At 73.0% G+C, this 18,183-nt stretch carries 20 protein-coding genes; 10 read left to right on the top strand and 10 right to left on the bottom strand.

Annotated features, from left to right (window positions below; translation table 11 throughout):
- The first annotated feature begins 129 nt into the window (after positions 1 to 129).
- The 3 genes from AB0F98_RS02430 (at position 130) to AB0F98_RS02420 (ending at position 2,065) form a co-directional block, all read left to right on the top strand.
- A complete protein-coding gene (locus AB0F98_RS02430) occupies positions 130 to 1,119 on the top strand; it encodes an asparaginase (RefSeq protein WP_357727430.1) in 990 nt (329 codons plus the stop codon).
- Positions 1,120 to 1,147: 28 nt separating this feature from the next.
- Positions 1,148 to 1,432, top strand: coding sequence for a DUF5522 domain-containing protein (locus AB0F98_RS02425; RefSeq protein WP_357727427.1), 285 nt, complete (start codon positions 1,148 to 1,150; stop codon positions 1,430 to 1,432).
- An 84-nt stretch (positions 1,433 to 1,516) separates the two neighbouring features.
- Entirely contained in the window at positions 1,517 to 2,065 is a 549-nt protein-coding gene (locus AB0F98_RS02420) for a hypothetical protein (protein ID WP_357727424.1), read from the top strand.
- A gap of 163 nt (positions 2,066 to 2,228) precedes the next feature.
- On the opposite strand, the gene AB0F98_RS02415 is transcribed toward AB0F98_RS02420, so the two are convergent.
- Positions 2,229 to 2,927: a metal-dependent transcriptional regulator gene (locus AB0F98_RS02415; RefSeq protein ID WP_357727421.1), complete on the bottom strand. Its 699-nt coding sequence runs from the start codon at positions 2,925 to 2,927 to the stop codon at positions 2,229 to 2,231.
- 150 nt (positions 2,928 to 3,077) lie between these two features.
- Between AB0F98_RS02415 and AB0F98_RS02410 the strand changes: the two genes are divergently transcribed.
- The 3 genes from AB0F98_RS02410 (at position 3,078) to AB0F98_RS02400 (ending at position 7,848) form a co-directional block, all read left to right on the top strand.
- Positions 3,078 to 3,923, top strand: coding sequence for a sulfurtransferase (locus tag AB0F98_RS02410; RefSeq protein WP_357727419.1), 846 nt, complete (start codon positions 3,078 to 3,080; stop codon positions 3,921 to 3,923).
- Positions 3,924 to 4,096: 173 nt separating this feature from the next.
- Entirely contained in the window at positions 4,097 to 5,278 is a 1,182-nt protein-coding gene (locus AB0F98_RS02405; RefSeq protein WP_357727416.1) for an acetoin utilization protein AcuC, read from the top strand.
- Positions 5,279 to 5,298: 20 nt separating this feature from the next.
- Entirely contained in the window at positions 5,299 to 7,848 is a 2,550-nt protein-coding gene (locus AB0F98_RS02400) for a GNAT family N-acetyltransferase (protein WP_357727412.1), read from the top strand.
- A gap of 65 nt (positions 7,849 to 7,913) precedes the next feature.
- Here AB0F98_RS02400 and AB0F98_RS02395 read toward each other — a convergent pair whose 3' ends face one another.
- Complete coding sequence (locus tag AB0F98_RS02395; RefSeq protein WP_357727409.1) at positions 7,914 to 8,321, bottom strand: VOC family protein; 408 nt, start codon at positions 8,319 to 8,321, stop codon at positions 7,914 to 7,916.
- A 162-nt stretch (positions 8,322 to 8,483) separates the two neighbouring features.
- The gene (gene sigB / locus AB0F98_RS02390) at positions 8,484 to 9,488 is read right to left on the bottom strand and encodes an RNA polymerase sigma factor SigB (RefSeq protein WP_357729014.1); all 1,005 of its coding nucleotides are present in this window, start codon (positions 9,486 to 9,488) and stop codon (positions 8,484 to 8,486) included.
- Positions 9,489 to 9,744: 256 nt separating this feature from the next.
- Here sigB and AB0F98_RS02385 point away from each other — a divergent pair, with 256 nt between their 5' ends.
- On the top strand, positions 9,745 to 10,533 hold the full coding sequence (locus AB0F98_RS02385; protein WP_357727406.1) for a sporulation protein: 789 nt from the start codon (positions 9,745 to 9,747) through the stop codon (positions 10,531 to 10,533).
- 154 nt (positions 10,534 to 10,687) lie between these two features.
- On the opposite strand, the gene dtd is transcribed toward AB0F98_RS02385, so the two are convergent.
- Positions 10,688 to 11,110: a D-aminoacyl-tRNA deacylase gene (dtd, locus tag AB0F98_RS02380; protein ID WP_357729011.1), complete on the bottom strand. Its 423-nt coding sequence runs from the start codon at positions 11,108 to 11,110 to the stop codon at positions 10,688 to 10,690.
- Positions 11,111 to 11,393: 283 nt separating this feature from the next.
- Positions 11,394 to 12,878, bottom strand: a complete 1,485-nt coding sequence (locus AB0F98_RS02375) for a methyltransferase (protein ID WP_357727403.1) — start codon at positions 12,876 to 12,878, stop codon at positions 11,394 to 11,396.
- Positions 12,879 to 13,094: 216 nt separating this feature from the next.
- On the opposite strand from AB0F98_RS02375, the gene AB0F98_RS02370 reads away from it, so the two are divergent.
- A complete protein-coding gene (locus tag AB0F98_RS02370; protein WP_357727400.1) occupies positions 13,095 to 13,673 on the top strand; it encodes an HhH-GPD-type base excision DNA repair protein in 579 nt (192 codons plus the stop codon).
- A 58-nt stretch (positions 13,674 to 13,731) separates the two neighbouring features.
- Here AB0F98_RS02370 and AB0F98_RS02365 read toward each other — a convergent pair whose 3' ends face one another.
- Positions 13,732 to 14,043 carry a hypothetical protein gene (locus AB0F98_RS02365; protein WP_076471355.1) on the bottom strand — a complete coding sequence of 104 codons (312 nt, stop codon included), beginning with the start codon at positions 14,041 to 14,043 and terminating at the stop codon, positions 13,732 to 13,734.
- Positions 14,044 to 14,055: 12 nt separating this feature from the next.
- Positions 14,056 to 14,343 carry a hypothetical protein gene (locus AB0F98_RS02360; RefSeq protein ID WP_233563109.1) on the bottom strand — a complete coding sequence of 96 codons (288 nt, stop codon included), beginning with the start codon at positions 14,341 to 14,343 and terminating at the stop codon, positions 14,056 to 14,058.
- Positions 14,344 to 14,483: 140 nt separating this feature from the next.
- On the opposite strand from AB0F98_RS02360, the gene AB0F98_RS02355 reads away from it, so the two are divergent.
- Positions 14,484 to 14,840: a DUF3099 domain-containing protein gene (locus AB0F98_RS02355; RefSeq protein WP_357727396.1), complete on the top strand. Its 357-nt coding sequence runs from the start codon at positions 14,484 to 14,486 to the stop codon at positions 14,838 to 14,840.
- Here the strand turns inward: AB0F98_RS02355 and AB0F98_RS02350 are convergent.
- A complete protein-coding gene (locus AB0F98_RS02350; RefSeq protein WP_357727393.1) occupies positions 14,821 to 15,699 on the bottom strand; it encodes a helix-turn-helix transcriptional regulator in 879 nt (292 codons plus the stop codon). The genes AB0F98_RS02355 and AB0F98_RS02350 overlap by 20 nt on opposite strands.
- A gap of 103 nt (positions 15,700 to 15,802) precedes the next feature.
- Between AB0F98_RS02350 and AB0F98_RS02345 the strand changes: the two genes are divergently transcribed.
- Positions 15,803 to 16,234, top strand: coding sequence for a VOC family protein (locus tag AB0F98_RS02345; RefSeq protein WP_357727390.1), 432 nt, complete (start codon positions 15,803 to 15,805; stop codon positions 16,232 to 16,234).
- An 82-nt stretch (positions 16,235 to 16,316) separates the two neighbouring features.
- Here AB0F98_RS02345 and AB0F98_RS02340 read toward each other — a convergent pair whose 3' ends face one another.
- The gene (locus AB0F98_RS02340; protein ID WP_357727386.1) at positions 16,317 to 17,216 is read right to left on the bottom strand and encodes a PfkB family carbohydrate kinase; all 900 of its coding nucleotides are present in this window, start codon (positions 17,214 to 17,216) and stop codon (positions 16,317 to 16,319) included.
- Positions 17,213 to 18,148, bottom strand: coding sequence for a pseudouridine-5'-phosphate glycosidase (locus tag AB0F98_RS02335; protein ID WP_357727383.1), 936 nt, complete (start codon positions 18,146 to 18,148; stop codon positions 17,213 to 17,215). Before AB0F98_RS02335 ends, AB0F98_RS02340 begins: the two co-directional genes overlap by 4 nt.
- Positions 18,149 to 18,183: the final 35 nt, after the last annotated feature.

Genomic DNA, 18,183 nt, shown 5'->3' with positions numbered 1-18,183 from the left:
TGGGGTGCGTCGTCGGTGGTGGACGATCATGGGGTCGGCTCAGCCTGCCCTCGCAGCGGCCGACTGCGCCAGCCGATATCGCCCGGGTAGGGTCCGTGGGCTCACCGGCGACGGACGGAGGTCCAGCGGATGTCGATCGCTCTCATCACCCTCGGCGGCACGATCGCGATGGGCGGGGTCGACCGGGCGCGACCCGGCGTGGTCACCCGGCTCACCGGCGCCGACCTGACGGCGGCCGTGCCGGGCCTCGCCGACCTCGGGGTGCAGCTGGACGTCCGGGACGTGCAGGCGGTGCCGAGTGCGAGTCTCACCTACCGGCAGTTGCTGGACGTGGTCGGCGTCGCCTCGACCGCGGTTGCCGCCGGAGCGACCGGTGTGGTGGTCAGCCAGGGCACCGACACGCTGGAGGAGTCGGCGTTCCTGGCAGACCTGGTCTGGCCGCACGCCGCCCCACTGGTGTTCACCGGCGCGATGCGCAATCCCACGCTGGCCGGCCCGGACGGCCCGGCGAACCTGCTGGCGGCGATCCGCGTCGCCGCCGCACCGGCGGCCGGTGACCTGGGCGTACTGGTGGTCGTGAACGACGAGGTGCACGCGGCCCGCTGGGTACGCAAGACACACAGCACGAGCACCGCGACCTTCGCCTCACCGAACGCCGGCCCGATCGGGCAGGTGATCGAAGGGGAGGTACGCGTGCTGGTGCGCCCGCAGCGGCGCGACCCGTTGCCGTCGGTCGACCCGGAGCGGCTCGACGCCACCCGGGTCGCCCTGTACCCGGTCACCCTGGACGACGACGGCCTGCTGCTCACCGGCGTCGCCGACACCCACCATGGTCTGGTGGTCGCCGGTTTCGGCGTGGGACACGTGCCCGCCGCGCTGGCGCCGCTGCTCGGGGAGCTGACCGGGCGGATACCGGTGCTGCTCACCTCCCGTACCGGCGCCGGATCGGTGCTGCGCCAGACGTACGGGGCGGTCGGATCGGAGACCGACCTGCAGCGGCGCGGGCTGCTCAACGGCGGGCTGCTCGACCCCTACAAGGCACGGGTGCTGTTGCGGCTGCTGCTCGCCGCCGGCTTGGACACGGAGGCGCTGGAAGCCGCGTTGGCCCGGTTCCGCTGACCGGTCCTGCCGTGCCTAGACTGCGGCGGTGACCGGGAAGCGACGACCGTTGGCCGCGCGCCCGCTGACCGAGCCGCACCCGTCCCGGCTGCCGCGCGACCACCCGGGCCGGGAGCGCCTCCTCGCCGCCCACGCCGCCGCGCTCGACGCGGGGGAAGCCGGTTACCTCGACCCGGACACGGGTCTCTTCGTGCTCACCGCCGGTTTCCTGGCCCGCCGCGGCACCTGTTGCGGCCGCGGTTGCCGCCACTGCCCGTACGTCGACGATCTGGCCGGTGACGCGGAGGTGACGCCGGAACGTCGGGACGGATGAGGGGTTCCGCCCGGCCCGGACGTTTCGTACGGTGTCCGACGGACATCCGGCGGGTGACCCCGCCGACTACTGCGGAGGTTCCACGTGCGTTCCCGGATTCTGCTCGTCGTCGCGGCCGTACTGTCCACGGCGGGCTGCGCGACAGAGCGGGAACCGGTGGAGGTGCCACCCCCGGCGCCGATGGCGGTCGACGTGGCGGCCGCCTCCTCCGGCGGCGCCTGCCGGCTGCTCGACTTCGCGGTGATCGAGCAGTATGTGAAGGTCCGGTTCGACGTGGCCGCGGCGAGCGAGCGCGGCGACACCCACACCTGCGTCGTCCGGGGCGGCCAGGCCACCCTGCCGGAGCTGACCCTGACGGCGACGGAGACCTCGATGGACAAGGCCACCTTCGCCGCCGACGTGGTGCCCGATTCAGCCGGCAAGGTCTCCGGGCTGGGCAAGCAGGCCTACCGGCGTACCTTCGGCGCGGCGGACGGGCACGGGCCGGTCGCCGAGGTGGGCTGGCTCTCCGCCGACGGCAGGCTCGCCGTACTGCGCTGGACCACCGCGAAGGGCACCGCCAAGTCGGCTGCGGAGAAGGTGGCGGTCCAGCTGGCGGCCCTGGCCAAGAAGGTCGACACCCGCGCCCTGTGACGACGGCCGACGCGGGCGGGGGCCTCGACCCCACGTGCGGCCGGGCATCCGCTCAGCGGTGGTCGCCCACGAGCGGGTCGGGCCGCACCCAGAGGCTCAGGCAGGCGACACGGATTCCGGAGCGCCCGCCCGAATGCGGCCGGGCGCGACCGGACCCGAAGCCTCAGGCGGCGGCGACGAACACCCGGGAGGCGACCTCGCGGGGGAGCCGGACCCGGTCGCCGGAGCGATCGATGGACACGCCGTCCCGCTCCTGGGCCACGGTCACCGTCGCGCCCGGGTCGACACCTGCGGCGTGCAGCTGGCGGAGCACGTCGGCGTTGGTCTGCACGCTCTCGCAGATCCGCCGGACGACGACCTTCCCGGAGAGACCGGGGAAGGCGAGATTGCGTTCACCGTCGACGACGACGGTGTCCTCAGGCTCCGGGGAGCCGAGTCCTTCGAGGCCGGGGATCGGGTTGCCGTACGGCGAGCGGGTCGGCCGGTTGAGCAGGTCGTAGACCCGCTTCTCGACTGCGTCGCTCATCACGTGCTCCCACCGGCAGGCCTCCTCGTGGGCCTCCTCGTAGGGCATCCCGATCACGTTCACCAGCAGCAGCTCGGCGAGCCGGTGCTTACGCATGACGGAGACAGCGGCGTTGCGGCCCTCCAGGGTGAGCGACAGATGGCGGTCACCCTCGACCGTCAGCAGGCCGTCGCGCTCCATTCGCGCGACCGTCTGGCTCACCGTGGGACCGCTCTGCTTCAGCCGCTCGGCGATCCGGGCGCGCAGCGGCGGCACCCCTTCCTCCTCGAGCTCGAGGATGGTGCGCAGGTACATCTCCGTCGTGTCAACAAGATCGTGTTTGGCCATCGCTACCACCTCTTCCCGGAGGTAACGTCACCCTCGCTCGTGTCGACCAGGTCGTGTTTCACGTCAGCGGCCCTCCGGTGATCGATGTTACCGCGTCGCAGGTGTAACGACCGAGGCCGAAACGCGAGGCCGTTCACCGAATGGTGTTGACTGGTCGTCATGTCCGGTACCGACGATCTGCTGGTCGAGCCCGACCGACTCGCCGCCGAGCTCGACTCCGCCGACCCGCCCACCCTGCTCGACGTCCGCTGGCGGCTGACCGGGCCGCCCGGCCGCGACGACTACGCCGTCGGTCACCTGCCCGGCGCGGTCTTCGTCGATCTGGACACGGAGCTCTGCGGCCCGCCCGGCGCCGCCGGACGGCACCCGCTGCCCGATCCTTCGGCGTTGCAGGCCGCCCTACGGGCCGCCGGTGTCCGGACCGGCCACCCCGTCGTGGTGTACGACGGCGGCGACGGCATGGCGGCCGCCCGCGCCTGGTGGACGCTGCGCTGGGTGGGGCACGCGCACGTCCGCGTGCTGCACGGCGGTTACCCGGCCTGGACGGCCGCCGCCCTGCCCACCAGCGCCGACGTACCCGAACCGGAGCCGGGGGACGTGTCCGTCCGGCCCGGCGCGCTGCCCGTGCTCGACGCGGCGGAGGCCGCCCGGCTGGCGGCCGCGGACGGCGGCGTGCTGATCGACGTGCGGGCCGCGCCCCGCTACCGGGGGGAGACCGAGCCGATCGACCCGGTGGCCGGGCACGTGCCGGGCGCCGTCAACCTGCCCGCCTCCGAATACGTCACGGACGGCCGGTTCCCTGCGGCGGAGGCGCTGCGGGAGCGGTTCGCCGTCGCCGGGGTCTCCGACAGCACTGCGGTCGGGGCGTACTGCGGGTCGGGTGTGACCGCCGCCCAGGCGGTGCTCGCCATGCACCTCGCCGGCCGGCCCGACGCCGCGCTCTACGTCGGGTCGTGGAGCAACTGGGTCGCGGACCCGGACCGTCCGGTGGCCACCGGCGCGTGATCCCGGCACGGGAATCGTCCGGGGCGGCCGACGACGCGTGACCGGCGCCACACCGCCGTTGGTCGTGACCGGCGCCGCGTTGATCCACCGGAGGTGACCGGCACCACCGTGACACCCGGGTCGTGACCAGCGCGTCCACCGCGACCGGCCGGTCCACGTGCGACGATGTGCGCATGTCCGACGACACGGTGGTGGTGTGGGACGAGTCGCTGCTCGCCTACGACATGGGTGACCATCCCCTCGATCCGGTCCGGGTGGAGCTGACCGTGGCGCTCGCCCGGGAGCTCGGCGTTCTGGACCGGCCCCGGGTACGCCTGGTCAAGCCGGAGCCGGCCGACGACGCGCTCCTGACCCGGGTGCACGATCGGCGCTACCTGTCGGCGGTCCGGGCGGCACCGGGCGACCCGTTGTTCGCGGGCTTCGGGCTGGGCACCTCGGACAATCCGATCTTCGACGGGATGCACGAGGCGAGCGCCCTGGTCGCCGGAGCCACGGTGGCCGCCGCCGAGGCGGTCTGGCGGGGCGAGGCGCGCCGGGCGGTCAACGTGGCCGGCGGGCTGCACCACGCCATGCCGGCCCAGGCCGCGGGTTTCTGCGTCTACAACGACCCGGCCGTGGCCATCGCCCGCCTGCTCGACCTCGGCGCCGAGCGGATCGCGTACGTGGACGTGGACGTACACCACGGCGACGGGGTGCAGCACGTCTTCTGGGACGATCCGCGGGTGCTGACGGTCAGCCTGCACGAGACCCCGCTCGCCCTCTTCCCGGGCACCGGCTTCCCGGACGAGACCGGTGGACCGGGCGCCGCGGGGAGTGCGGTCAACGTGGCGTTGCCGCCGGGTACCGGCGACGCGGGCTGGCAGCGTGCCTTCCACGCGATCGTCCCGTCGGTGCTGCGGGCCTTCCGGCCGCAGATGCTCGTCACCCAGTGCGGCGCGGACGGACACCGGCTCGACCCCCTCGCCGACCTGAACCTCTCCGTCGACGGGCAGCGCGCCACCTACCTGGCACTGCGGGCGCTCGCCGACGAGTTGTGCGAGGGACGTTGGGTGGCCACCGGCGGGGGCGGGTACGCGCTCGTCGAGGCGGTACCCCGGGCCTGGACCCACCTGCTGGCGGTCGCGACCGGAGAGCCGCTCGACCCGGCGACGCTGACCCCGCCCGCCTGGCGTGAGCTGGCCACCGCGCGCCGTCCCGGCAGCGAGGTGCCGCTGCGGATGACCGACGACATCGACCCGTCGTACGAGCCGTGGCAGCCCAGCGGCGAGCCGACCGCGGTGGACCGGGCGATCGCGGCAACCCGCAAGACGGTCTTCCCGCTGCTCGGGCTCGACCCGTACGACCCGCGCGACTGAGCGACCCGGGACGCCGGCCCGTGACGACCGTGGACCAACCGGTGGACGTGCTGCTCAGCGACGGCACCACCGTCCAACTGCGACCGATCCGGCCGGAGGACGCGGCGGAGATCGTGGCCATGCACGGCCGCTTCTCCGAGCGCACCCGCTACCTGCGCTACTTCTCGCCGTACCCCCGGATTCCGGACCGGGACCTGCGACGCTTCGTCAACGTCGATCACCACGACCGGGAGGCGATCGTGGTCCTGGCGGGCGGGCGGATCGTCGCCGTCGGCCGGTACGAGCGCCTCGGGCCGGAGGCCCCCGAGGCCGAGGTGGCCTTCGTGGTGGAGGACGCCCATCAGGGCCGGGGGATCGGCTCGGTGCTGCTGGAGCATCTGGCCGACGTGGCCCGCCGGGTCGGCATCGTGCACTTCGTCGCCGAGGTGCTGCCGGCCAACGGCGCGATGCTGAGGGTCTTCTCGGACTTCGGCTACCAGGTGCGGCGGCAGTTCGCCGACGGAGTGGTGCACCTGAGTTTTCCGATCGCACCGACCGAGGCGACCCTGGCCGTGCAACGTGGCCGGGAACATCGCACCGAGGCCCGCTCGATAGCCCGCCTGCTGGCCCCACGCGGGGTCGCCGTCTACGGTGCCAGCGCCACCGGGCAGGGGGTGGGCGCGGCCGTGCTCGGGCACCTGCGCGACGGCGGCTTCGCGGGGGACGTCGTGCCGGTGCATCCGACCGCCCCGACCGTCGCCGGGCTGCCCGCGTATCCGCACGCGGTCGACGCCGGCGTACCGCTGGACCTGGCGGTGGTTGCGGTTCCACCGGACGCGGCACCGGCCGTGGTCGCCGACGCGGCGGCCGCCGGCGTGCACGGGCTGGTGGTGATCTCGGCAGGGTTCGCCGAGGCCGGGGCGGAGGGCGCCGCCGTGCAGCGGACGCTGGTCCGGGCGGCACACGCCGCCGGGATGCGGGTGATCGGTCCGAACTGCCTCGGTGTGGCCAACACCGACCCGGCGGTACGCCTCAACGCCATGCTCGCGCCGGCGTTGCCGGCGCCCGGACGGGTCGGGATCTTCAGCCAGTCCGGGGCGTTCGGGGTGGCGTTGCTGGCGGAGGCGGACCGGCGCGGCCTCGGACTGTCCAGCTTCGTCTCGGCGGGGAACCGGGCCGACGTCTCCGGCAACGACCTTCTCCAGTACTGGCAGGACGATCCCGGTACGGACGTGGTCATGCTGCACCTGGAGACCTTCGGCAATCCCCGCAAGTTCGCCCGGCTCGCCAGGCGGATCGGGCGGAAGAAGCCGGTGGTGGCGCTCGCGTCGCCGGCCCGACCGCCGGGAGTGGGTAGCTCTGCCGGCCCGGACGAGGTGGCGGTGGCCGCCCTCTTCGCCCAGTCCGGCGTGATCCGGGTCGACACCGTCGCCGAGCTGCTGGACGTCGGGGTGCTACTGGCCAACCAGCCGCTGCCGGCCGGCCCGCGGGTCGCCGTGGTGGGCAACTCCTCGGCGCTCGGCAGCCTCGCCGCCAGCGCCTGCGCGGCTCACGGGCTCACGCTGGCCGAGGGGCATCCCCGCGACGTCGGGCCGAACGCCGACGCCGCCGAGTTCGCCGCCGTGCTCGCCGCGGCGGCCGCCGACGACGGGGTGGACGCGCTCGCGGTGATGCTCGCCCCGCCGCTGCCCGGTCAGCCCGCGGAGGCCGACCTCACGGTCGCGTTGCCCGCCGCGCTGGACACCACCAAGCCTGTCGTGGTGACCGTCCTGGCCGGCCGGCCCCTGGCCGGGTTGCCGACGTACGCGGGTGTCGAGGAGGCGATCCGGGCGCTGGCCCGGGTGCACCGGTACGCGGACTGGCTCCGCCGGCCGCCCGGGACGTTGCCGGAGCTTCCCGGCATCGACTCGGCGGCCGGTCAGGCCGCGCTGCGTCCCGACGGTGTGGACACGGCCGGACTGCTCACCGCGTACGGGATCGAACTGGTCGACTCGGTGCCGGCGGGTTCGGCGGACGAGGCGGCCGACGCGGCGGCCCGGCTCGGCTTCCCGGTGGCGCTCAAGGCCGCCGCGTACGGGCTTCGGCATCGCCTCGACCTGGGCGCCGTACGGCTCGACCTGCCTGACGCGGCCACCGTCCGCCGGGCATACGCCGAGATGTCCGTGCTCTTCGGCGCTGACGTCCTGGTGCAGCCGATGGTGCCGCCCGGGGTGGCCTGCGTGATCGAGTTGGTGGAGGATCCGGCGTTCGGGCCGGTGGTCGGCTTCGGCATCGGCGGTGTCGCCACCGAGTTGCTCGGTGACCGGGCGTGGCGCGCGGTGCCGTTGACCGATCGCGACGCCGAGGAACTGGTCGACGAACCACGGGCCGCCCCACTGCTGCGGGGTCACCGGGGAGCCGTTCCGGTGGACCGGTCCGCCCTGGCGGAGCTGCTGTTGCGGGTCGGACGGCTGGCCGACGAGCAGCCTCGGGTACGCGCCCTCACGTTGAACCCGGTGCTCGCCCGCCCGGACGGCCTCTCGGTGCTGCACGCCTCCGTACGCCTCGGCGCTGCCGCCGACCGTCCCGACACCGGCCCGCGCCGGCTGTGAGAGCGGTTCGCCGCGCGACCGGAAGGCCACGCCGGCGGGATCGGACCGAGGTACGCCGGGCGGGGTCAACCGCGGGTAGAGATCTGCTGAACGGCCCACGAGTTGCCGTCCGGGTCGGCGAAGAAGACGAAGCCGACATTGTCCAGCGGGTGCCCGGTCGGGCTCGGGCTCTTTCCCAGCACCTGGATCTCGCTGACCGGCACGCCTCGACCGACCAGCTCGGCGCGGGCCCGCTCGAGGTCGTTCACCACCAGTTGCAGCCCCTTGAGCGACCCCGGTGGCATGTCCGGAACGATGCCCGTGCCGATCACGATCGAGCAGCCGGAGCCCGGCGGGGTCAGCTGCACGACCCGGCCGAGGCCGCCGGCGGTGGTGTCGTGGTCGAGGTTGAACCCGAGCTGGTCGACGTAGAACGCCTTGGCCCGGTCCACGTCGGAGACTGGGATCACCACGACTTCCAAGGTCCAGTTCACGCTGCGTCCCCTCACGCTGTGGGTGGTGCCGGTCACGCCTTGTTAGCAGGCCCGGCCGAGTGAATCAACCACCCCAGGGGCCGCGTGGTTGTGGACGAAGCCCGGTCATCTCGCGCGGAAGGCCCCGGCGAACCGCCGGGGCCTTCCGACCACGCACCCTGATCAGCAGGCGTACGCCTCCAGGCGCTGCGCTCGCTCCGGGGCACGTAGCTTCAGCAGCGTCACCTTCTCGATCTGCCGGATCCGTTCCCGGGAGAGGCCGAACTCGCGGCCGACCTCGTCGAGCGTGCGCTGCCGTCCGTCGTCCAGACCGAACCGCAGCCGGATCACCGCCTGCTCCCGCTGCGAGAGGGTGGCCAGCACGATCCGTACCTCGTTGCGCAGCTCGCCGTTGGCCGCAGCGTCGCCGGGCTGCTCGCGCGGGTCCACCGCGGCGACGAAGTCGCCGAGCGCGCTCTCGCCGTCCTCGCCGACGGCCTGGTCCAGGCTGACCGGCTCACGGTCGTACGAGATCAGCTCGATGACCTGGAACTCGGGGACGTCGAGCGCCCGTGCCACCTCGGTGACGGTGGGCTCGCGACCCAGCGTCACCGACAACTCCCGGCGGGCCCGGACCATCCGGTTGACCTGCTCGACCATGTGCACCGGGATGCGGATGGTGCGGGCCTGGTCGGCCATGGCGCGGGTGATGGCTTGGCGGATCCACCAGGTGGCGTAGGTGGAGAACTTGTAGCCCTTGGTGTAGTCGAACTTTTCGACGGCGCGGATCAGGCCGAGGTTGCCTTCCTGGATGAGGTCGAGGAAGGCCATGCCGCGACCGGTGTAGCGCTTGGCGATGCTCACCACCAGCCGCAGGTTCGCCTCGAGCAGATGGTCCTTGGCGGCCCGACCCTCCGCGGCGATCAGCTCCAGGTCGGCCCCCAATTCGGTGGAGACCGGGGTGCAGGTGGCCAGCTTCTCCTCGGCGAACAGGCCGGCCTCGATGCGCTTGGCGAGCTCGACCTCCTGCGCCGCGGTGAGCAGCTTCGTCCGGCCGATGCCGTTGAGGTATGCCCGGACGAGGTCCGTGGAGACGCCCCGCTCGTCGGTGGCGTCCAGGTCGGTGAGGACCTCGGCGCTCGGGTCGGTGTCCGTGCCCGCGGTCGGGCGCATCTGGTGCTCCGTCATCTGCAGGGCCATCTTCGTCTCTCCCCGTGTCCGTGTCGTGCGATTCCGGCCTGGTGCCGCCGGTGACAAACAGCTTGGCGGGCAGGGCGTAAAACGGGAGTGAGGCGATCGGGGACCCGACAGCAATATGGTCGGATCGGTGGAGTCGGGGAGGCATCGAGGGCCGGAGTGTCGGCCCGGGTCGGCTTTGCCCGGCCCGGTTACCGTGCCATCGACCGGTCGGCGTGGCCGGCCCGCGAGGCTACGGAGGGGTGCAGTGGTCTTCAAACGGCTCATGCAGGCGATGGGTGTGGGTGGCCCATCGGTGGAAACCGTGCTGACCAACCCGAACTGCCGCCCCGGCGGCCAGTTGGAGGGCCGCATCCAGGTGACGGGTGGCGACCATCAGGTCGACATCGAGTACGTGGCCCTCGGGCTGGTCACCCGGGTCGAGGTGGAGAGCGGCGACAACGAGTACGACACCACCCAGGAGTTCCATCGGCAGCGGGTCACCGGCGCGTTCCGGCTGGAGCGGGGGCAGCAGCACGAGATCCCGTTCCGCTTCGACGTGCCGTGGGAGACGCCGGTCACCGAGCTGTACGGGCAGCACCTGCACGGGATGACGATGGGGCTGCGTACGGAACTGGAGGTGGCGCGCGCGGTCGACAAGAGCGACCTGGACGCCGTCGCCGTGCACCCGCTGCCCGCTCAGGAGCGCCTGCTCGAGGCGTTGCTGCGGCTGGGTTTCCGGTTCGCACGGGCGGACGTGGAACGTGGCCACATCTACGGGGTGCGGCAGACGCTCCCCTTCTACCAGGAGATCGAGTTCCACCCGGCGCCCCAGTACGGCCGGGCGATCAACCAGCTGGAGGTCACCTTCATCGCCGACCGGCAGCAGACGCAGGTGGTGTTGGAGCTGGACAAGCGCGGTGGCCTGTTCACGGAGGGACGGGACGCGTTCGGCCGGTTCACCGTCGAACACGCCACGATGGACCGGGTCGACTGGACCGCTCAGCTCGACGGCTGGTTGCGCCAGTCCCTCCAACGCCGCGGCCTCTTCTCCTGACCCACCCCACTTCCCACCCCACCCCGCCCTGCCCTGCCGCGGTGATCATGAATTTATTGCCCGGCTGTTCGGCGTGTCGGAGCAATAACTTCATGATCACCGCGGCTGCGGCTGCGGCTGCGGGTGGGGGGGTGGGCCGGGGGTGGGGGTGGGGTTAGAGGTCTAGGAGGATGGTGCGGGGGCCTACGTTGACGCTCTCGACCAGCATGTGGGCGCGGAAACGACCGGTTTCCACCTTGGCGCCGCGCTCGCGTAACGCCTCGACCACGGCCGTGACCAGCGGCTCGGCGACCTCCGCGGATGCCGCGGCCGTCCAGCTCGGGCGGCGGCCCTTGCGGGCATCGCCGTAGAGGGTGAACTGACTGACCACGAGGACCGGGGCACCGGTGTCGGCGGCGGACCGCTCGTCGTCGAGGATGCGCAGCTCGTGGACCTTGCGGGCCATCGTCCGGGCGATCTCCGGGGTATCGGTGTGCGTCACTCCGAGCAGCACCAGCAGCCCGTCGTCGATCGCGCCGACCACCTCGTCACCGACCGTGACACTGGCCCGGCCGACCGTCTGCACCACCGCACGCATCAGCACGCCCTCCGTCCGCTGTTCCGGCCGGGAACGGCGCCCGGCGTTCGCGAGCCGTCCCGGCCGGCCGGCGGGACGAGGCCGGGCACGCCGGGGTAGCCGCGCGGGTCCAGCTTGGCGGCGGACGCGTTGCGTCCGCTGTTCCCGCCGGCGTACCGGGCGGGGGCCGCCGCACCTTCGTTGCTCCGCCGGGTCGCCCCGATGCGCCGGGTCGCCCCGATGCGCCGGGGCGCGCCGATGCGCCGGGTCGCAACGATGCGCTGGGGCGACCCCGCTGCGCCCATCAACCGGCCACCGGCTCGATGATGCCGCGCTCCACCAGGTGCGCCACTATCGGGCCGGCCGCCTCGGCGAGCTCGTCGGGCGCCACGTCGTGCGCCACCGCGAGGAGAGCGAGCTGGTCGCGAAGCGGCAGACGGCCGTCGGCGCCGCCGACCAGCGCCAACACCAGGGGGTCGACCTCCTCGGTCCAGCGCAGACCGCGCGGCATGGTCAGCATCTGCCGGTCCACGGCCCAGCCCTCGTCGCCCATGGTCGCCTCCTGCCGCAGTTGGAGCCCTTCGGCGGCCCGGTAGCGCTCGGCGAGCAGCGCTTCGGTGTCGCGTACCCGGAGGAAGTCCTGGCGGTCGAACCAGGTGGCGATGCGGTCACCCATCGGCGGCTCGACCCGCTGCCGGAGGTCCTCCACCCGAAGGACGGGGTCGGCGTGCCCGCCGCGGCGTAGCGAGATGACGCCGAAGCCGATCGCCTCCACCTTGTGCGCGTCGAACCAGTCCAGCCAGGCGGCCATCCGCTGCGGGTCGGGCGCCTCGCCGACGTCGGTCAGCCACAGGTTGACGTACGCCATCGGGTCGGCCACCTCGCGCTGGATGACCCAGGCGTCCAGGCCGGTTCCGGCGAACCAGCCGGCCACCCGCTCGTCCCACTGCTCGCCCGCGACGTGCACCCAGTTCGCCAGGTACTGCATCGTGCCGCCCTCGGTCAGCAGGCCGGGCGCGGCCGCGGCGAGTTCGCTGCCGATCGCGTCGCCGACCCGGCCGGAGTCCCGGTAGACGTGCGTGGTCGTGCCGGGCCCGACCACGAAGGGTGGGTTGCTCACCACCAGGTCGAACCGGCGGCCCGCCACCGGCGCCACCATGTCGCCGCGGAGCAGCTCCCAGTCCTGGCCGTTGAGCGCGGCCGTGGTGGCGGCGAAGCGCAACGCCCGGGGAGAGACGTCGGTGGCGGTGACCGAACGCGCGTGGGTGGACAGGTGCAGCGCCTGCACGCCGGAACCGGTACCCAGGTCCAGTGCGGTCTCGACCGGTCGCCGGATGGTCGCGCCGATCAACGTCTGGGTCGCCCCGCCGATGCCGAGCACGTGCTCGGAGTGCAACGGGCGACCCGGGCGGGCGCTGGCCGGCACGTCGGCGAGCACCCACCACTCGTCCCCGTACGGTTCCAGGTCGACGCCGGCTCGCAGGCCGTCGCCGTGTCGCTCGACCAGCCCGCCGTCGACCGCCTCGGCGATGTCGAGCGGCGCGAGCGCGGCGGCCACCACGGCCTCCGGTTCGGTCTGGTCGCAGATGAAGACCCGGATCAGCGTGGCGAGCGGGTCGCGATCCTCGGTCGCCTTCAGGGCGGCGCGGAAGTCGTTGCGGGCCACCCCGCCGGTCGCCTGCGGACCGAGCCGGTCGGCGATGCCGTTCGAGGTGAACCGGGCGCGGGTCAGCGCGGTGCGCAGCGCCGCGACCCCGGCGGGAGAGAGCAGCATGTCTTGTTCGGCCACCTCGCCATCCTGCCTGCTGCCGCCAGAGCGGACGCGCCCACCCGGAACATCAGTGCCGCCAGCACGCGCTATCGAACATCGGCGTCCCGGTCGAGGGCGGTTCCGCGGCCACCGGTCGTGCCGCCAAGCGCCGGGTGCGACCCTGCCGGGGCGGCGTGGGCGTGCGCATCCGCGTGTGTCCGTCGGCTGCCGATCGCGGTCTGGCAGCATGGCGGCATGGCGTTGGCTCTTCCGATCGACTCCGCGGCGAACGACCTCCTCAACCGGGACCCGCTGGCGCGCATCCTCGGCATGGTTCTGGATCAACAGATTCCGATGGAGAAGGCTTTCTCCTCGCCGTACGTGCTGACGCAGCGGCTCGGGCACGACCTCGACGCGCGGGAGCTGGCCGGGTACGACCCGGAACAGCTGATCGCCGTCTTCGCCCAGCCGCCCGCGCTGCACCGCTTCCCGAAGGCGATGGCGGCCCGGGTGCAGGAGGTGTGCCGAATGCTCGTCGACCGGTACGACGGCGACGCCGCCGGGCTCTGGGCCGGTGTGAAAGACGGCCGGGAGCTGTTCAACCGGATCGCCGAGCTGCCCGGATTCGGCAAACAGAAGGCGCAGATCTTCCTCGCCCTGCTCGGCAAGCGCTTCGACGTGCGGCCGGAGGGCTGGCGGGAGGCGGCCGGCGGGTACGGCGACCCGGACGCGTACCGCTCGGTCGCCGATGTGACCGACGGTGAGTCGCTGCGCCGGGTGCGGGAGTACAAGCAGCAGATGAAGGCGGCGGCCAAGACGAAGGCCGCCGACTGACCGCCGCCGGGCCCGCCCGGAATGGGGGCGGCGGTTGCCGGCCGACCGTCGCGTGGGCTCAGGCGGCGGTGGGGTGGGCGAGCGAGGCGAGCGCCCGCCGGACGTCGGCGAGCGAGACGGTGGTCGAGTCGTCGAGGTCGGCCAGGCCCGCCTCGATCCACTGCCGCATCAGCGTGGTGACCCCGATGCCGCGCGCCTCGGCTGCCGCCCGCACCCGTTCGTAGGTCTCCAGTGGCAGCCGTACCGACCGGCTCACCATCGGCACGTCGGTGTCGGGGGTGGGCAGCTCCGCCGGCTGGCTCTCGTCGATCAGTTCCGCGAGCCGGTCGTCGCCGCTGTGGAACTGCTTGGTCGCGTCGTCACGGTGCATGTCACCGCCTCCTCATCGGCGATCTCTCCGCACTGCCTCGTCGTAGCGCTTCGACTCGGCGTCGCTGAGCTCACGGGCGGAGAGGATGTCCCAGTCGTTGTCGGTGCCGTCGGCCTCGGCGAGCAGCACAGCCAGCCGACGGCCCCGCCGGGCGGCGGCGTAGACGACCATCACGTCGTCGCCCAGGTGGCGGATCACCCGCCGGACGCTGTGCAGCGCCTCCCAGACTTCCCCCGGCGTGACGTCGTAGACCTTCAGGTTAGCCAGCGCCTCTTCGGTGAAGCTGAACCTGCTGCCCACGGGCGGAGCGTACCACGCGCGTAACACGCGCGCCTCGGGCCTGCGCTGCCGTGCCCCCGGAGCTGCCGCCGCGACCGAACTTCGCTGATCACGCCTGTCAAGTGACAGGATGAGGCGTAACCCCCTCGAGGAGGTCCGTGGTGAAGCGTCAGGCGTACCAACCGATCCTGATCACCGACGCCTCACGCAGCCAGGGCGACCAGCTCAACAGTCGGCAGCGGCGATACGTGCTGATGATGGGCATCAGGGTCGGCTGTCTGATCGTGGGTGCGATCCTGGTCGGCGCGCAGGCTCCCCTGCTCTGGCTCTGGCTGCCGCTCTGCGGCCTCGGCATGGTGCTCATTCCGTGGCTCGCCGTGCTGCTGGCCAACGACCGTCCGCCGAAGGAGGAGCACCGGCTGGCCAACAAGTTCCAGCCCCGGCACCGCGACGAGAACCCGCCGATGAGCCTCACCGCCGAGGAGCGCCCGCACAAGGTCATCGAGGTCGAGCCCTAGGCGCATGTGGGGTCGGTGACCCGGATAGCAGCGCCAGCCGGAACCTGGACTCGTCCTCGGTGTCCGGGGCCGCGGTCAGCACGACAATCTTCCGTTCCGCGTCGCCGTCGGTGATCACGTCGCAGTCCACCGCGATCAGGCCGACCGTCGGGTGGTGGACAATCTTGTGATCCTCGCGATGCGCACCGACCACGCCGGCGGCCCACAGTTCGGTGAAGCGGGCGTTGCCGGTGGCGAGCAGCCGGATCAGGTCGGCCAGCCGGTTGCTGCCGGGGAAGCGTCCCGTCGCCCGGCGCAGGTCGGACACGACGGCCGACTCCACCCCGCCCTGAGCGAGCGAGGTCACCGGCCAGTGCGACAGGCGCGGCCCCTCGCCGTCGATCGGGAAGGTGTCGCGAGCGAAGTTGCGCAGCGGCGGCGGTGTCGCCGAGGGGTCACCCAGCAGGGCCGCCCAACCGCGGTTCCACCAGATCAGCTGCCAGTCCGCGGCGAAGACGGCGACGGCGGTGTCCGCCAGCCGGTCGAGGAGGCGGCGCAGCCCCGGCGGAAGGTGGTCGGAAAGCTCCTCGTGCGACGGCGGCCCGAGACCGGCCAACCGGTGCAGATGATCCCGTTCGGCGTCCGTGAGCCGCAGGGCGCGGGCGAGCGCGGCGACCACCTGCGCCGACGGGGTGGTGGACCGCCCCTGCTCCAGACGTACGACGTAGTCGACCGAGATCCCGGCGAGTTCCGCGAGTTCCTCCCGGCGTAACCCCTTCGTCCGGCGCCCGCGCCGGCCCGGCAGCCCTGCCGCCGCCGGGGAGACCCGGTCGCGCCACGCGCGCAGCGTCGCGCCCAGCGCGGTCCCGTCCGTGTTCATGCCGTTGATTCTTGCTCCTGACCTCCGGTCGAGGGTGGTACCCGTGTTCCTACCGTCGTCCCGTCCCTGGTCGCGGGCTCGACGAGCGGGCAGCCTCGGCTGCATGAGCATGTCCTTCTCCCACGACCATGTCGGTCTGAGCGTGACTCCCGAGGACCTCGACGCCACCATCGAGTGGTACGTGAGCAAGCTCGGCTTCACTGTCGACCAGCAATTCGACTCCCACGGCACGACGTTCGTCTACCTCGTCAGCGGGGATGTCAAGATCGAGCTCCTGGCCGGCGCGTCCCACCGGCAGCCACCGATCCCTGACGTCCTGACGAGCATGGACCCGGTGCGCCTGCACCACTTCTGCCTCGCCGTCGAGGATCTCGACGCGACCGTCTCCGCGCTGCGCGACCTCGGCGTGGCGCTGATCGGAGGCCCCATGGCGGTAGCCGCGATCGGTCAGCGCATCGCGTTCGTCACCGACAACCTCGGCAACATCATCGAGTTCGCCGAGCCCGGTACCTGGCCTGCCGGTCGACCGGACTGATCGTTCCGGCGTGCGGGTCGGCAGGGGCACCACCGGCTCGGTTGCCGCGCCCGGGGGACGGGCAAGGTTGAACCCGGCGCCGTCAGGGTGCCGGGCGGGCGCCGAGGGTGGAGACGGCCACCGCGCCGAGGTCACCGGCCCGGGCCAGCGCCACATCCGGATCCGCACCGGCCAGCCAGGCCGTCAACAGGCCCGCGGCGAACGCGTCCCCGGCCCCGGTGACGTCCACCACGGCCACCCGGCGGGCGGGCGCCGAACTGAGCCGGCCCGTCCGGTCCGCCCAGACCGCGCCGGCCGCACCCCGCTTGACCACCACCCGCCGGGCGGTCGCCGACAGCGCCCTCGCCTGGGCCGCCGGTTCCAGCCCGCCGGCCAGCACCGTCGCCTCGTCCGCGTTGACCAGCAGCAGGTCGACGTCGCGTACCCAGGCCAGGAAGGCCGTCGCGCCGACGCGCCGCAGCGGTGCCGCGGACGCCGCGTCGACACTGGTGGTGAGCCCACGCGCGCGGGCGGCGGTCAACGCCCGCAGTCCGGCCTCGCGCGACCCGGCGTCCAAAAGGGTGTACCCGGACAGGTGCAGATGCCCCGGGTCGGGTACCGCGGCCAGGGCCCGCTCGACGTGCTCCGCGGTCAGCCGCAGGTTCGCCCCGCGCTGGCTGACCATCGTCCGCTCGCCGTCGTTGGCCAGCACGATGACCGTGCCGGTCACGGCATCCCCGATGCTCTCGATCGCGCAGTCGACACCGGCGGACCGCAGTTCGGCCGTCCGGTCACGCCCCTCCGCGTCGTCGCCCACCGCCGCGACCAGCGTCACGGGGGCGCCCTGCGCGGCGAGCCAGGCGGCGGTGTTGGCCGCCTGACCGCCGCCGCTGAACCGGATCTCGGCCGCCGTGTCCGAGCCGGCGGCGAGCGGCCCGCTGAGCACGGCGAGCACGTCGGTGATCACGTCACCGACGACGACGATCCGGTGATTCGGGCTCATGCCTCGGTGTCGGCGCGGCGGGCGGCCGAGGCCACCGCGATCCGCGCGGCCAGGTCGGCGTTGCGCAGGATGATCCGGACGTTCACCGCCAGGCTGGCGCCCTCGGTGGCGGAATGGAAGTGGGCCAGCAGGTAGGGAGTCACGGCCTTGCCGGTCACCCCGTCGCGCTCCAGCCGCGCCAGGCCCTCGGTGAGTGTGCGGTCGTGCAGCGCCGGGTCGAGCTGCTCGTCGGCGGGGAGCGGATTGGCCACGACGAGGCCCCCTCGGTGCAGGTCCTGCTGGGTCCGGGCGGCGAGCACGTCGGCGACCTGCTCGGGCGAGTCCACCGACCAGTCGAGGTCGAAGCCGCCGTCGGTGAGGTAGAAGCCGGGGAACCGGCGGGTGCGGTAACCGAGCACGCTCACGCCGAGCGTCTCCAGCCGCTCCAGCGTCGCGCCCACGTCGAGGATCGACTTGACCCCGGCGCAGACCACCGCGATCGGGGTCCGAGCGAGGGTGACGAGGTCCGCCGACTCGTCGAAGGTCTGCGCCGCCTCCCGGTGCACCCCGCCGAGGCCGCCGGTGGCGAACACACCGATCCCTGCCGTGGCGGCCAGCGCGCTGGTCGCCGCGACGGTCGTCGCGCCGTCCGCGCCGGTCGCCGCGGCCACGGCCAGGTCGCGTACGGAGAGCTTGGCCACACCCTCGGCGGTGGCGAGGCGGGTCAGCTGGGCGTCGTCCAGGCCGACCACGAGTTCACCGCCGACCATGCCGATGGTGGCCGGTACCGCTCCGGCGTCCCGTACGGTCGCTTCGATCCGGCGGGCGACCCGGAGGTTCTCCGGTCGGGGAAGGCCGTGCGAGACGATGGTGCTCTCCAAGGCGACGACGGGACGCCCGTCACGCAGAGCGTCGGCCACCTCGGTGCCGTAACGGATGTGAAAGTTGGTCACAGTGATCACCGTACGGCCAGCCCCCGGTCGCAGTG

The sequence above is a fragment of the Micromonospora sp. NPDC023737 genome (assembly GCF_040639715.1).
Taxonomy (GTDB): Bacteria; Actinomycetota; Actinomycetes; order Mycobacteriales; family Micromonosporaceae; genus Micromonospora.
This window is presented reverse-complemented; position numbering and strand designations above follow the sequence as displayed.

Coding starts and splice junctions, on each gene's coding strand:
- AB0F98_RS02430 (WP_357727430.1), top strand. CDS start 130: ATGTCGATCGCTCTCATCACCCTCGGCGGCACGATCGCGATGGGCGGG.
- AB0F98_RS02410 (WP_357727419.1), top strand. CDS start 3,078: ATGTCCGGTACCGACGATCTGCTGGTCGAGCCCGACCGACTCGCCGCC.
- AB0F98_RS02405 (WP_357727416.1), top strand. CDS start 4,097: ATGTCCGACGACACGGTGGTGGTGTGGGACGAGTCGCTGCTCGCCTAC.
- sigB (WP_357729014.1), bottom strand. CDS start 9,488: ATGACGGAGCACCAGATGCGCCCGACCGCGGGCACGGACACCGACCCG.
- dtd (WP_357729011.1), bottom strand. CDS start 11,110: ATGCGTGCGGTGGTGCAGACGGTCGGCCGGGCCAGTGTCACGGTCGGT.
- AB0F98_RS02370 (WP_357727400.1), top strand. CDS start 13,095: ATGGCGTTGGCTCTTCCGATCGACTCCGCGGCGAACGACCTCCTCAAC.
- AB0F98_RS02365 (WP_076471355.1), bottom strand. CDS start 14,043: ATGCACCGTGACGACGCGACCAAGCAGTTCCACAGCGGCGACGACCGG.
- AB0F98_RS02350 (WP_357727393.1), bottom strand. CDS start 15,699: ATGAACACGGACGGGACCGCGCTGGGCGCGACGCTGCGCGCGTGGCGC.
- AB0F98_RS02345 (WP_357727390.1), top strand. CDS start 15,803: ATGAGCATGTCCTTCTCCCACGACCATGTCGGTCTGAGCGTGACTCCC.
- AB0F98_RS02340 (WP_357727386.1), bottom strand. CDS start 17,216: ATGAGCCCGAATCACCGGATCGTCGTCGTCGGTGACGTGATCACCGAC.